The organism is Propioniciclava soli, assembly GCF_014858005.1.
Classification (GTDB): Bacteria; Actinomycetota; Actinomycetes; order Propionibacteriales; family Propionibacteriaceae; genus Propioniciclava; species Propioniciclava soli.
Genome location: NZ_JACYOT010000020.1, coordinates 1 through 13593, shown reverse-complemented (window position 1 = coordinate 13593; position 13593 = coordinate 1). Strand labels below are relative to the sequence as shown.

General features: G+C 71.6%; 10 protein-coding genes, 1 tRNA gene, 3 pseudogenes and 1 other annotated feature. Of the genes and pseudogenes, 5 read left to right on the top strand and 9 right to left on the bottom strand.

The genetic code is table 11. The features are described 5' to 3' along the window. The first annotated feature begins 43 nt into the window (after positions 1–43). The 3 genes from IFY26_RS15860 (at position 44) to IFY26_RS15850 (ending at position 2833) form a co-directional block, all read left to right on the top strand. A complete protein-coding gene (locus tag IFY26_RS15860) occupies positions 44–1363 on the top strand; it encodes a molybdopterin molybdotransferase MoeA (RefSeq protein WP_232549979.1) in 1320 nt (439 codons plus the stop codon). Next, positions 1360–1980, top strand: a complete 621-nt coding sequence (locus tag IFY26_RS15855; RefSeq protein ID WP_232549978.1) for a GNAT family N-acetyltransferase — start codon at positions 1360–1362, stop codon at positions 1978–1980. Before IFY26_RS15860 ends, IFY26_RS15855 begins: the two co-directional genes overlap by 4 nt. Before the next feature lie 103 nt (positions 1981–2083). Next, on the top strand, positions 2084–2833 hold the full coding sequence (locus IFY26_RS15850; protein WP_232549977.1) for a GumC domain-containing protein: 750 nt from the start codon (positions 2084–2086) through the stop codon (positions 2831–2833). A gap of 10 nt (positions 2834–2843) precedes the next feature. Here the strand turns inward: IFY26_RS15850 and IFY26_RS15845 are convergent, their stop codons facing one another. Genes IFY26_RS15845 through IFY26_RS15830 form a run of 4 tightly spaced genes read right to left on the bottom strand, consistent with a single transcriptional unit; the run spans position 2844 to position 7874 of the window. Further along, positions 2844–5264 carry a CHAT domain-containing protein gene (locus IFY26_RS15845; protein WP_232549976.1) on the bottom strand — a complete coding sequence of 807 codons (2421 nt, stop codon included), beginning with the start codon at positions 5262–5264 and terminating at the stop codon, positions 2844–2846. A 4-nt stretch (positions 5265–5268) separates the two neighbouring features. Next, positions 5269–6798, bottom strand: coding sequence for a S8 family peptidase (locus IFY26_RS15840; protein ID WP_232549975.1), 1530 nt, complete (start codon positions 6796–6798; stop codon positions 5269–5271). A 6-nt stretch (positions 6799–6804) separates the two neighbouring features. Further along, positions 6805–7293, bottom strand: coding sequence for a hypothetical protein (locus IFY26_RS15835; RefSeq protein ID WP_232549974.1), 489 nt, complete (start codon positions 7291–7293; stop codon positions 6805–6807). Further along, on the bottom strand, positions 7290–7874 hold the full coding sequence (locus tag IFY26_RS15830) for an RNA polymerase sigma factor (RefSeq protein WP_232549973.1): 585 nt from the start codon (positions 7872–7874) through the stop codon (positions 7290–7292). Before IFY26_RS15830 ends, IFY26_RS15835 begins: the two co-directional genes overlap by 4 nt. 147 nt (positions 7875–8021) lie before the next feature. Here IFY26_RS15830 and IFY26_RS15825 point away from each other — a divergent pair. Further along, positions 8022–8094: transfer RNA gene (locus IFY26_RS15825), tRNA-Ala, on the top strand. A 595-nt stretch (positions 8095–8689) separates the two neighbouring features. On the opposite strand, the pseudogene IFY26_RS18420 reads toward IFY26_RS15825, so the two are convergent. Next, positions 8690–9727 (bottom strand): annotated as a pseudogene (locus IFY26_RS18420) (recombinase family protein); the annotation flags it as partial. A 379-nt stretch (positions 9728–10106) separates the two neighbouring features. On the opposite strand from IFY26_RS18420, the gene IFY26_RS15815 reads away from it, so the two are divergent. Further along, on the top strand, positions 10107–10745 hold the full coding sequence (locus IFY26_RS15815; protein WP_232549971.1) for a hypothetical protein: 639 nt from the start codon (positions 10107–10109) through the stop codon (positions 10743–10745). Here the strand turns inward: IFY26_RS15815 and IFY26_RS15810 are convergent. The 4 genes and pseudogenes from IFY26_RS15810 to IFY26_RS18415 all read right to left on the bottom strand — a co-directional run. Next, positions 10685–11008 (bottom strand): annotated as a pseudogene (locus IFY26_RS15810) (integrase core domain-containing protein); the annotation flags it as partial. The gene IFY26_RS15815 and the pseudogene IFY26_RS15810 overlap by 61 nt on opposite strands. A gap of 7 nt (positions 11009–11015) precedes the next feature. Then, positions 11016–12367, bottom strand: a pseudogene (locus tag IFY26_RS15805) (IS30 family transposase). Further along, positions 12307–13155 (bottom strand): IS3 family transposase, encoded by an 849-nt coding sequence (locus IFY26_RS15800; RefSeq protein ID WP_232549970.1) that lies wholly within the window; start codon positions 13153–13155, stop codon positions 12307–12309. Before IFY26_RS15800 ends, IFY26_RS15805 begins: the two are co-directional and overlap by 61 nt. Continuing rightward, positions 13066–13193, bottom strand: a sequence feature (AL1L pseudoknot). It overlaps the preceding gene by 90 nt. Next, positions 13088–13483: a transposase gene (locus IFY26_RS18415; RefSeq protein ID WP_416046586.1), complete on the bottom strand. Its 396-nt coding sequence runs from the start codon at positions 13481–13483 to the stop codon at positions 13088–13090. (Overlaps the previous feature by 106 nt.) The genes IFY26_RS15800 and IFY26_RS18415 overlap by 68 nt, the downstream gene beginning before the upstream one ends. Positions 13484–13593: the final 110 nt, after the last annotated feature.

Here is a 13593-nt window from a genome sequence, read left to right as displayed (position 1 = left end):
GTCGCTCCGCTCGGCTGCCCAGTCACCCGTTTATCGTAGTTTCATGGCCCTTTTCGGACGCAAGAAGACCTCGGAGACCGACGCGGACGCCGCGCCGGCTGCCGAGACCCCTGCCGCACCTGTTCCCCAGATCACCCGTCGGTCGGTGACCGAGCAGCGCGCGTTCCTGCTCGACCAGGTCGGGGCGATCCGTCCGTTCGGCATGCAGATCTTTGACGTCCCCGGGCTCACGCTGTGTGAGGACATCCGCTCCGACCTCGACCTGCCGCTCGTCACGACGGCGCGCGTCGGCGGCTGGGCCGTCCGCGGCTCCGACCTCGTGGGGGCCACCCCGGAGGTGCCCAAGGAGCTCTACGTCGTCGACCAGATCGCCGCCGGCGAGGCGCCGGGCGCCCCGCTCGTCGCGGGCGCCGCGATTCGCATCGAAGAGGGCGGCATGATCCCCGAGGGGGTCGACGCGGTCGTGCCCGACGCGTACGGCGTCCTGGGTGAGGACGGCTACGTGCGCATCGGCACCGAGACCCGGCTGTACGACAACCTCCGCCGTGCCGGCTCCGAGCTGGCCGACGGGACGCCCCTGCTGGCGGCCGGCGACGTGCTGACGCCGCGGTCGGTGGCGGTGCTCGCCGAGGTGGGCCTCGACAAGGTGCTGGTGCGCCCGCGTCCGCGCATCGTGGTGTTCACGGTGGGCGACGGTCTCGTCGCGCCCGGCCAGGCGCTCACCCAGCCGCAGCAGCGTTACGACGCCGCCACCACGCTCATCACGGCGGCGGCCCGCGCGGACGGCGCCACGGTCTACCCGCTCGGCATCATCAGCAGCGACGCCCGCGAGATCCGCCAGACGATCGCCGACCAGCAGATCCGCGCCGACCTGATCGTCGCGGTCGGTGGCGGCGAGCTGATCCGCGAGGTCGCCGAGGGCATGGGCGAGCTCGATGAGGCCGTCGTGGCCCTCAACCGCGAATCGCGGTACGCGTTCGCCGCGCTGGGCAACGACCGGACGCCCATGGTGATCCTGCCCGCCGGGGTCGTCAGCGCCTATGTCGGTTACCACGCCTTCGTGCGTCCGGTGATCCACAAGCTCAACGAGTCCGACCCGCTCGCGGCCCCGCGCGTCGATGGCTTCGTCGCCGAGCGCCTCGAGGTGCCGGACGGCATCACGCAGTACATCCCGGCCGTCTGGTCGTCGGACCAGACGGTGCGCCCCGTGAGCGGCGTGGACTCCGAGCTGGCCTGGGACCTGGCGCGCGCCAACGTGCTGCTCGTCATTCCCGAGGGCTGGGCCGGGGCCGACGCGGGCTCCCAGGTGGAGTGCATCGTGCTCGACGACGCCGGCGCGCGGGGCGACGAAGCGGTCCGGTGACCCTCTTCGGGTCGCGCCGCTGGCCCGTCACGCTGCGGCACGGCCCGGTGCTGCTGCGCCCGCTGCGCCGCCGCGACGAGGCCGAGTACCACGCCGTCCGCGCGCTCAACACCGAGTGGACCCGGCCGTGGGACTCCACCCGACCGCCCGGGTCGTCCGGTCAAGGCATCACCTACGCCGAGATGGTGCGCAGCTTCGCCGCGGACGCCCGCGCCGGCCGTTCGCTGCCGTGGGCGATCATGTGGGCGCCGGAGGGGGAGCGCCCCCGCCTGGCGGGGCAGATGTCGATCACCGGCATCGTCCACGGCTCGGCGCGCTGGGGCATGGCCGGCTACTGGGTCGCCCAGGGGCTCGCGGGCCGCGGCATCGCCCCCACGGCGCTCGCCCTGGCCGCCGATCACATGTTCGAGGCCCTCGAGCTGCACCGCCTCGAGGTGGCCATCCGCCCCGAGAACACCAAGTCCATCCGGGTGGTGGAGAAGCTCGGGCTGCGGCTGGAGGGCATCCGGCCCGCCTTCATGCACGTGGACGGTGCCTGGCGCGACCACGCGGTCTACGTGCTGCACGCCGAGGAGGTCGAGCCCGAGGGGGTCATCGGACGCCTCGCCGGCCCCTGAGATCGCGCGCCAGCAGCGCCCCCGCTCTGACCTGCGTCCTGGATCGGACGGGACGCGGCGCGTCGCCCGGAGCGCCCGCCGAGCCGCCCCCTACCCTCGACGCATGGGTGTGGAGGGTCTGGTTTTCGGGTTCGTGGCGGCCTTCTGGCTGATCTACCTGATTCCGCTGTTCCTCAACCGCCGCGACAACGGGCTCATGGACGAGGTCGAGCCCGGCGACCCCTTCACCGGCACCGTCACGATCGTGCGTCGCGGCACCCCCTTGGACTCGGCGGAGGACGCCAACGCCGTCGTCTCGACGCCCCTCAACCGCCGGGCCGCGCTGCGTGAGCTGGCCGCCATCGACGCCGGCGCCGCCCGCCGCCGGCGCCGCGTCCTGACCTTCCTCGTGCTGGCCACGCTCACCGTGGTCGCGTTCGCCGCCTTCGGCCTCACCGCGTGGTGGGGGGTGCTGGTGCCGGTCGCCCTCGTGGTCGCGTTCCTGGGCGTGGCGCGCTTCTCGGTGCGCGCCATGCGGCGTGACCTCGACCGCCGTGCCCGCATCATCCGCGGCGCGGACGCCGAGGAGGACACGATCGCCCTCGTCCTCACCGACGAGGCCCCGGACGCCGACGATGCGTCGGTCGAGCTGTCGGTGCCCGTCGAATCCACCGGCTCGCTGTGGGATCCGGTGCCGATCACCGCCCCCACCTACGTCAGCCGCCCGCTGGCCCCCCGCACCGTGCGCACCATCGACCTCTCGATGCCGGCCCCCACCACGGCCGCCCTTCCCGTCACCGCGGACCTGCCCTCCGACGCTCCGGCGGAAGACACTCGCGAGGAAGCCGACCTGCGTCGCGCGGTCGGCGAATAGTCACCGGCCCTCACCACCCGGCCCCGAAGCACACCAGCGGCGGCGCGTCGGGCCCGAACGCCGCGACGCTCGCGGCGAGGGCGTCCGCCGGCGGACTGCCGGACGCCAACCGCGCGTGCAGGTCGGGCATGAGCCGCGCGGCGGCGTCGTCGGACAGGGCCACGGGGGAGGCCAGCACGGTGCGGACGCCCGCGTGCAGCAGGGCCGTCGCCAGCCCCAACGGGTCATCGCCGGCGCCGACCGCCCCCAGCTCGCAGGCCGACAGCACCACCGTGTCGGGCAGCGTCACCAGCCGGTCCAGCTCGTAGCCGAAGGCGGGGCCGTCGGCGAGGTCGACGTGGCTGAACAGCGGGTTGAGCGCATGGTGGTGGCCGTGGGCGGCGACGTGCACCACATCGCTGCGCAGTGTGGCCGTGCCCACCGCCTCCACGGTGGCGTCCGGGCCGGTGAGCACCTCCGGATCGCCCCAGTGGGTCGCGCAGGCGCCCACCTCATCGGCGGCCCGGCGCAGCGATGGCCCGGCCACGAGCAGGGGGCGGGTCAGGGCGCGCCGCGCCGGGGGCCGGGCCCAGGCGGTGGCGCTCCGCGGCACGGTGACCGCTCGGTCGCGCAGGCTCGGGAGCAGCGGCCACGGCACCAAGGAGAACAGACCGGGGGTGACCAGCACCACGCGGCGGGTGGTCACGCGGGCGAGGGCCGGGGCGAGCCAGGTGGCGTCCAGCTGGGCCAGCCGCTGGACGAGCCCGGCCCGGACGCGGGGCGCGAAGGGGGCGGGGAGGTCGGCCGCCGCCACGTCGAGATCGGCCCGCAGCCCCGCCAGTTCGGACGCCAGCCCGCCGAGCGGCCCGAGCCGCACCAGCGTCCCCCCACCCGCGCCGTCCACCACGACGGCGTCCAGCTCGGCGTCGCTGACGAACAGGCACACCGACGTGGCGTCTGCGGCCGCGAGCGCGGCGCCCAACTCGTCCCGCGTCGCGACGGGCTGCGTCGCGCCGGAGCCGCCCGCCTGCCAGGCCCGCTCCCGGATGCGGCGGCGCAGCTCGCGCTGCCGGGCGGGGTCGCCGCCGAAGGCGTGCAGGGCGCGGAGCTCGGTCAGGTCGTCGGCCTGCGCGGCGTCCGTCGGTGGCCGGACGCCCACCACGCGGGAGGACGCCGCCCGCGTCCGCTCGGACCACTCGAGCACCAGGTCGACGTCGGGTCGCGCCAGCGCCACCGACAACCCCAGCTGTCCGAGCCGGGTCAGCGCGCCGGAGAGTGAGGTCTGCAGTTCCAGGCTGCCCAGGGTCGAGGCGAGGGCTTGGACGCCGTCGAGCGTGGTGCGCAGCGTGCGCAGGGCGTCGGCGCGGCGTCCCAGGGCGATCTGGCGTTGCGCGGCCACCGCGGCGGCCCACGGCTCGTAACGCCGGGGCGTCGACGGGGGCAGCGGCACGCGCCGGGCCTCCGTCAACCGCCCCTGGGCGAGCAGCCAGCCGCACCAGGCGATCGCGAGGCGGCGGGCCTCATCGGCGAGCCCGCGGGCGCGGAGCTCGGCCAGGAGGCGCTCGACATCGGGCAGCCGGCGACGGCCTGCCGCGCACGCGCAGACCGCGGCGGCGGCGTCCGCCCGCAGCCGGGACAGATCGGCACCCATGGCGGCGAACCGGGACGCCGCGTGGCGCGCGAGCCGCAGCCCCTCGGCCGGATCGTCGGTGACCACCAACCGGGCCAGCAGCAGCTCGGCGGATGCCGCCGCGCGCCGTGCGCGGCCCGCGCGGAACTGGTCGATGGCACGCCGCAGGTCGGCGACGGCGTCGTCGCGGAGCCCCGCCGCAGCCAGCACCTCGGCCCGGTCCTGCAGCCAGACGGCGTGCAGGGCCGGGGCCTGGCCCGCGAAGAATGAGGCCACGGAGTCCATGGCCGTGAGCGCGCGGACGTGGTCGCCCAGCAGGAAGGCGGCGTAACCGGCGTTGTGGCGGGCCTTGGCCAGCAGGGACGCGTTGCCCGTCCGCTCGGCGTGCGCGGCGGCGCGCTCGAAGTCGACCAACGCCCGGCGGGCGTCCGCCGCCTCGAGGCGGAGGTTGCCGCGGTTCAGCAGGTTGCGGCCCAGTGCCTCGTCGTCGGCGGCCAGGGTGCGGATGGCGGAGCTGAACTCGGCCAGGGCGTCCGAGGGCAGGCCCAGCCGCAGCAGCACGACAGCGCGCTGGCCGTGCGCCGTGCCGCGGGTGTGGTCGTCGACGCCCGCGAGCGCGAGGGCGTCGCGGCACAGGCCGTCGGCCAGGTCGAGGTGGCCGAGCTCCGCCTCGGCGTAGGCGAGGGTGGTGAGCAGCAGGGCGCGTTCGACGGGGGTGGGGTGGCGCTCCAGCCCCTGGCGCGCCCACGAGCACGCCCGGGTGTGGTGGCCGGCGTTGGTCGCCGTCCGCGCCCGGGCGTGCAATTCAGCAGCGCCCAGCATGCTCCTAGGGTGACACCAGCCCCGTCACGCGCGCCACCGCTTCGCGGGCCCGGGCGACCGGATCCTCGGGCAGGCGCCGGCCGTCGAGCAGCTCGGCGGCAATCCTGCCCGCCAGCAGCGGCGCGGCGAACGACGTGCCGCTCCACACGCCGAAGCCGGCGCTGAAGTCGTCCGGGTCGACCGATGCCCGCTTCCGGCCGAACGCCATCGACTCCGCCTGCGCCTGCATGCCGCCCTGGAACGTGGTCGGCATGGTGCTCACCACCGCCGCCCCGGGCGCGTGGGTCCGCACCCACGGGCCCACGTTGCTGAAGAGCGCGTCGCAGGTTCCGTTCGGGTTGAGCGCGCCGACGCTGACCAGTGGGGCCCAAGATGCGTCCGAGGAGTCGTCCCACGGGATCGGCCCGCCGCCGCCCTCCCACGGCCCGAAGGCCGCGGGGAAGCGGGGCCGCGCCGTGGCGTCGTTGCCGGCGGCGCAGACGACGACCACGCCGAGCGCCAGCAACCGCGCGAGCGACGACCACAGCGGGCCGTCGAACAGCGGGTCGTCCGGCAGCTCGTGGTAGTACCCAACCGAGAGGCTGAGCACGTCGATGAGCAGTCCGTCCGGGGCTCCCTCCCGGCCCCGGCGAACCAGCTCGGCGAGGTCGTCGAGCGCGTCGATGAGGTCGGCCTCCACCAGGGCCCCCTCGGCGGGCAGGATGCGCCACGCGTGGATGTCGGCGTCCGGCGCCGCCTGGTGCACCAGCCCGGCGCTGAACGTGCCGTGCCCGGCGTAGGCGTCCAACCCGCCATCCAGGGGCCCGACCGTGTCGGGCAGCATCTCGGGGCCGTGGGCGGCGTCGAGGCCGATCGGCAGGCCGTCGATGGTCCGGTTGCAGGTGACCACGTCGTCCAGCCACGGGTGTCGGCCGCAACCCGAGTCCAGTAGGGCCACCACCGGACGCCGCCGCGTCAGCTTCGCGCGCCGGTGCGGCGGGCGGCCCACATAGGCGACCGGTTGGCGTCCGCCCCACCCCGGCGTGGCGTAGCCGCCCAGCGGCGAGGAGTGGGTGAACGGGCTCGATTCGGTGAAAGGACTGGACTCGGTGAACGGGCTGGAGTGGGTGAAGGGGCTGGATTCGGTGAACGGCGAGAGGGTGAGGATGTGGTTCAGCGACGCCCGCGCCGCCAGCTCGGGCTGGGTGAGGCGGACGTTCTGCAGGAGGTCCCAGGCGTCGGGGGCCTGGGCGGCCACGCCGGGGCGTGGCGCGATCTTCACCCGCTTGATGGAGCGCCACGGCCGTGGGTCGGGCTCGGCCTCGGGTTCGGGCTGCCAGGCGTGACCGATGGCCACGTCTCCCAGCGCGTCGATGCTGGCGGCGTCGTTGGCCGGGACGAGCAGGGTGTCGGGGATGTACGCGGTCGCGCGGACGTCCTGGCCGGCCAGGACGACGTCGCCCTGGGGGTCGAGGACCTTGCCGCGCAGGTCGTCCAGCAGCCCGCCGGGCAGGAGGGTGGGTTGACGGTCGAAGTCGTGCCAGGAGGTGGTCATGGTGCCTCAGATCTCGAAGAGGGTGGTGCGGAACTCGGCACCGGCGCTTTCGGGGGCGTCGGCGTCCGAGGTGGGGCTGACGACGAGCCGGGTGAGGCCGCGTCCGGAGCTGGGGACGTCGAAGCGGCCGTGGGCGTCGAGGGTGGCGGTGGTGGACGCCTCGCCCTGCACCACCGTGACCGTGCCGCCGGTGGCCGGGGTGACCCAGCCGTCGATCCGCTGCGCCCCGCCCTCGCTCGAGACCCGCACCAGCACGGCCAGCGACGCGGACCGGAACTCGATGAGGACGCGGCCCGCGTCGCCGGCCCCCGTGCGGGTACCGGCCAGGTGGTCATGGCGGTTGACGAGGGTGAGGAGTTCGTACTGGGCGTCCAGGTCCTCCATCGCGAGGGCCACGAGGATGGTCTCGGCCAGGTCGGGCGGGGGCGGATCCCACCGGTCCCACGCGCTGCGCAGGGTGGCGAAGAGGGGCTCGGGCGCGGGCGTGCCGGTCATGCGGAGGCCCCTTCCAGGAGAGAGCGGAGCTTGTCGAGGCAGCGGCGGCGCGTCGGGCCGATGCTGCCGATGGGCGTGCCGGTGGCCGCGGAGAAGGCCGCGTAGTCGGGCCGGTCGGCGAACGCGATGATGCGCAGCAGGCGTTGGCACCGGGCGTTCAGCGAGGACACCGCCTGCCAGAGCCGACGGGCCTCGAATCCGGCGATGGCGGCGTCCTCGGGGGTGGGTAGCTGGACAGGGGCCGTGGGGGCGAGTTCGTCGACGGGGATCTCGCGGGTCCGCGTCGAGCGCCACGCCAGGCGCCGGGCGGTGGTCATCATCCACCCGGTCACCGCTTGGGAGTCGCGCACCTGACCGGGGTCGCGCACCAGGCAGAGCCAGGCGTTCTGCAGGACGTCCTGCGCCGCCTCGGCCGAGAGCCCGTAGGAGCGGACGGTGTGCCACAGCACGGGGGTCAGGACGCGGACGAGCTCGTCGAGCGCCTGCCGTTCGCCGTTGGCCCAACGCGCATGGGCGGACGCCGCGGCGTCCCACGTGGTGGGGACGCCGCCTGCCCGGCTCGTGGGGGGCGCGTCCGACATGAGGTCATTGAACTCCACGTCGGTCAGGAGGCGACAGGGGTGGGCGCTGATACATGTGGTCGTGGGGGATGTCGGGCACGGGAGGCGGACGCGGCGGTTTTCGCCGCGCGGGGGCAGCTGGTAGGGTGGCACCCGCTCGATGAGCCGGGGGCTATGGCGCAGTTGGTAGCGCGTCTCGTTCGCAATGAGAAGGTCAGGGGTTCGAATCCCCTTAGCTCCACCCAAAGTGTCTTACGGGAACACGCGACATCGGAAGATGTTGGGTGTTCCCGTTTGGCTTCCTTGCCTCCGGTGAGCGTGCTCGCTTGGGTGACGATGGTGGCAAACGGCTCCGCCAAGCGTGGGCGTAGCTGCTCGTCGTCGGTGATCTCCAGTTGCGTGTAGAACGCCTGGTTTGCGAGCCTGCGGTTCCCGTCGTCGGAGTGCGCGTAGGCGCGGTGGGCGTCGGTGAGCAGCCGCAAGGAGTCGTGGAGGAACGCCCGCGCCCCGGAGTGGTGCTCGTCGTGCTGGGCGAGGCGTTGCTCGATATCGGCGAGGCCTGCGCGGATGCGGTCTTGGTGCCGCTTCAGCGTCGGCAAGTCGATGGCGTCGGAGAAGTGCGCCGCGAGCAGCTTGTCGCTCTCTGCTTCGAGGCGTGCTCGGTTGGCAGTGAGGTCGGCGAACTCCTGATCCCGCCCCGCGCTCTGCTCATCGAAGGCGGCGTCGACTTCGGCGGCGAGGTGTCGGTAGTCGTCCTCGCTGATCGTGATCTCGCGGTAGGAGTCCTCGACCAGGCGTTCGGCGACTTGTACGGGCATGGCACGGCGGGTGCAGGTGGTCTTCTTCGCGGCGCGGCCGGAGCAGATGAAGTAGGCGTAGGTGGTGCCGCGCGGGTTCGTCGCGAAGTCCAGCAGCATCCGCGACCCACACGACCCGCAGTGCAGCAGACCTTTCAAGTGGTGCGCGTGCTGGACGTGCCGCGTCATCTTCGCGTTGCGCGCCTTCAGTAGCGATTGCACCTGATCGAACAGCGCGGGCTCGATCAACGGTTCATGTGCACCGGGATGCAGGGCGCCCTTGTAGCGGATCACGCCTGCGTAGTACGGGTTCGTGAGCAGTTTGTAGAGCGTGTTCTTCCCCAAAGGCTTCGACGGCCGCTTCGGCGACGGCACGGTCGTCAGGCCGCGGGCCGTGAGGTCACGCAGGAGGCCGGTGACGGAGGCCCCGCCCTTGGCGTAGGTCTCGAACGCCCACCGAACGAGCGGCGCACGCTCGGGATCGACCTCGACGGTGCGAATCTCGCGGCTCTGCTCGTCGGTGCGGCGCACGTTGAGGTAACCGACCGGCGCGCGCATCGGCGTGCCGCCCTGCGCGAGCTTCTGCGTCAAGCCCTTCGTGACCTCGGTGGCGAGGTTGCGGCTGTAGAACTCCGCGATGGACGACATGATGCCGTGCACCAGCATCCCGGATGGCGTTTGGTCGATCGACTCCGTCGCCGACACCAGCGTGACACCGGCAGCAAGCAGAGCCTCGTGAATCTTCACATCGTCGGCACGGTTGCGAGCGAGACGGTCGAGCTTGTGCACGATGCAGAAGGTCACCCGGGAAGCGGTGATGAACGCGAGCATGTCCTTGAGCCCGTCACGATCCGCAGACCGTGCGGACTCTCCGGCGTCCACGAACTCGCGCACGACCTTGGCGCCCAGCTCAGCAGCCCTCCGCGTGTTGGCCTCCCGCTGCGCAGGGATCGAGAAGCCTTCCTCGGTGCCGCCGCGTTCGGCCTGTTCGCGCGTCGAGACGCGCAGGTAGGACACCGCGAGCAGTACCGGAGCATCCACCTCAGTGCTGGCGTCCGTGGTGACTGTGGTGCTCATGGTGGGTCTCCTTGTGGGAGTGATGCTTGACCTCGATTCTCTCGCGCACCCCTGACAAACCGAAGGGGCGAGGGCGACTCAGCGAGGCTGTCTGGCGGTGGAAGGTCGTAGGGGTCGGCCTCTCCAGCGACCCAGGCGCGGTGCCGAGCATCGGCGATGCCGAGCACCCACTTGACAAGCCTGGCCAGATCAGGCTCATCCCGCCGCGTCACCCGCAGCCGCAGATTCGCCGTCTCACTCGCCATGAAGGACAGGTGCACGCCCACCCGCACGATGCACGAAATCCTGCTCCAGGACCGTTCCTCACAGAGACAACACGCGTCTTGCAGATTGAGGATTCGCCACTTACGTCGGTGACGAAACAGGCGTACCGTGAAGCATGGCTCTCAAACGCTACGATCCCGACGAGGTGGAGTTCGATGCCCGCTACCAGCGATGGCTTGCCGCGCTCGAATCCGGTGACGAGACCGAGCTCCTCGAAGCCACGGCGGCGATCCCCACCCTGAATAGCCGGGTGCTCGATAGGTTCTTCGCCGCGCCGAGCGACGCGCTTGGGAGGCCTGGGCAGCGGGCGATGGAGCAACGCCTGATAGTGCTCCTCAGTGAGCTTCGCCCCCACGAAGCGGCCCGGCTCCGTGAACTGCATAAGGCCAGGCAACGGCGTCTCAACCGCACCACCCGCGTTTCGCGCACGGTTGAACTGCCGACGAAGTGTGCTCGTTGCGGTAGCAAGCTCAAGGATGTGAAGCAGACGGGCAGGCCGCGCATCTACTGCTCATCGGCCTGCCGCAAGGCTGCGTACGAAGACCGCCGAGCCCACCGCGACGGTGCAGTGCAGGTGCAAGTCGTGGAGCGCATCATCACCGAGGTCAGAGAGCGCCGCATCGAAGTGCCCCACCCGCGAAGCGAGTGCATCCGCGAGCTGTTCGCAAACGACGAATGTGAACCGCCCCGACTTCAGTGGAGGGTCAGACGGTGTTCCTCGACGGGTGTCGGGGACTCGTGGTGGGCAGCGTAGTAGATGTTCTCGTATTCGATGGGTGGGAGGTCGCCGCACCAGCTGTGTAGGCGGCGCTGGTTGTACCAATCCACCCATTTGAGCACCTCGAGCTCGACGTGTTCGAGGGTGCGCCAAGGCCCGAGCCGGTGGATGACCTCTGTCTTGAACAGCCGGTTGAGGGCCTCAGCGGCGGCATTGTCGTAGGAATCGCCCTTGCTGCCGACCGAGGCGGTGATGCCGAGTTCGTCGAGCCGCTCGGTGTAGCTGATGGACAGGTACTGGGCGAGCTCAACCGGTCGTTGCAACACTGGGTTGTTGAAGCGAGCGTAGCTGCTCTGCGAACACCTCGGCCGGGGTCTTCCAGTCGAGGCTCTTTGCGGGGCCGGTTGTTGAGCGCGAGGGCGACTGCTTCGAGGTCCTCGGCAGACCAGCGTGAGAGGTCCGTGCCCTTTGGGGAAGTACTGGCGCAGCAGCCCGTTAGTGTTCTCGTTGCTGGGCCGCTGCCAGGGGCTGTGCGGGTCGGCGAAGTACACCTTGGTGCCGGTGTCGAGCGCGAACTGTGCGTGGCCGGAGAGTTCCTTGCCACGGTCCCAGGTCAGGGTCCTGCGCAGTTGCTCGGGCAGGCGGGTCATCGACAGGGCCAGCGCGGCGTCCATCGCGGCGGCACCGTAGCCGCCGAGCGCGGGGCCGTTCTTCACCACGGGCTGCTCGCCCCACCCGTCCAACCGTGGTAGGTGAACCAGCAGCGTGGAGCGGCTGGAGCGTTCCACGAGGGTGCCGATCGCGGACCGGTCGGTGCCGATGATCAGGTCGCCTTCCCCGTGCCCGGGCACGGCCCGGTCGGCAGCCTCGGCGGGCCGCTCGGCGAGCACGACGTCGGCGGTCACGTGGCCTTGCGGCTTGTTCCGTGACCGTTCTCGAGGTTCCCGCAGCGCTCGTCCGGTGCGCAGGCAGGCGACCAGTTCGCGCTTGAGCGCACCGCGTCCCTGGATGAACAGCGACTGGTAGATCGCCTCGTGGCTGATCCGCATGGACTCATCATCGGGGAAGTCGAGCCGTAGCCGGTGGGAGATCTGTTCCGGGCTCCACGCCAGCGACCAGCGGCGATCCTGCCGGCGCGCCTTGTTCAGCCCTTTCCACGGCGGTGGCTTCGGTCCGCTGACGGTCGTGCCATCGGGTCGGCGGACACTCCCGGTGAGTCGTTCCTGCACGTACTCGCGAAGCTGCGGGTTCGACACCAGCTTGGCGGTCTTGGGCCGTTTCGCTGCCTGCTGCGCCTTCCACTGCGCCACCAGCGCCCGATACTCGCTCTTCCCACTCCGGGTCGCGGCGTTGCGACGCAACTCGCGCGAGATCGTGCCCAGGTCACGTCCGATCGCGCGGGCCATCTCGCGTACCCCGTGGCCCTGGGCCTTCAGCAGCGCGATCTGCTCCCGTTCGGCGAACGACAGGTAGCGGCCCGAGGGCTCGACCAAGCTCAGCGGCGGCATCCCGCCAGCGTGACGGAACCAACGGATCCCGACGGGCGACGACACACCCACAGCTTCCGACGCTTCGACCGTCGTGACACCGGTCGCGATCAGACGCCAGAAATCACGCTGCACCGCTCCAGACGGCTCCGGCCGCCCGGGCGAGCGCATCGGCGGCCGCAACGCGCGATCCGCACGCCACTGCCGCCGCGCACCCACCGGAACCTCCGGCCACGGCTTCCTCGAACTCGCCACCACTCACCTCCACGATCAAGGTGTTGCGACGACCAGTTGAATCCGCCCTGCACGCCTCGGTCGCTGTGATGGATGAGGCCACTCAGGTCGCGGCCTCCTTGCTGGCGGGTCCAGATGCCGTGTTCGAGAGCGTCCAGGGCCAGGCCGGTCCGCAAGGTCGAAGCGACCCGCCAGCCCACGATCCGGCGGGCGTACAGGTCGAGCACGAACGCGACGTACACGAACCCGCACCAGGTCGGCACATAGGTAATGTCAGCCACCCAGCGCTGGTTCGGGCGCTGTGCGGTGAAGTCCCGGTTCAGGGAATCCTCGGGGCGATGGTCACGCCCAGGGATCGTGGTCCGCGCCCGCTTGTGGTCGCCGGCGACCGCCCCGGTCAGGCCGAGTGCTTTCATCCGGCGGGCCACCGTGCAGCGGGCCACCCCCGGGTAGGGCTCGTCGGCCGGGTGGCCGTGCTCGTCGAGCCGGACTTGCCGGTTGAGCGCCTTCCACATCTTGCGGACCCCGTACACGCCGTAGTTCGCCTCGAACAAGTCGGTGATCCGTTCGTCGAGTTCGCCATCGGCTACCGCGCGCTTCGACGGCGGTCGGGCGACGGCGGCGTAATAGGTGCTCGGGGCGATCTTGGCGTTCGCGTCACTCAACACGGCGCAGATCGGCTCGACCCCGAACTCCTCCTTGTGGCTGTCGATGTAGGCGATCAACGAGTCGAGGGGCGGACAGCTCCGCCGCGAAGAAAGCCGACGCGCTCTTCAGGATCGCGTTCGCCCGACGCAGTTCCCGATTCTCGCGCTCTAGCTGAGCGATCCGACCCGCCGGGTCGTCGGTCACGGTCACCGCCAACGGCGCCCTGCCACCGGCCACGCCTTGTCGGATCCAGTTCCGGATCGTCCCCCCGGGGATCCCCAGCCGTTCACCGACTTGGGAGCAGGCGCGTTTGTGCGCCAGCCTGGGATCCTCCCTCAGGGCTTCCTCAACCATGCGCACGGCGCGCTCACGCAACTCATCGCTGTACTTCCTCGGTGCGGGCATGACTCCAGCCTTTCAAACTGGTCACGACCCTCCATCAAACCCGGCACGGTTCACTCGCGGTTTAGAACGACGTGGTGTGAGTCCCGTGGAGTGGTGGGTTTTGGAGGAGG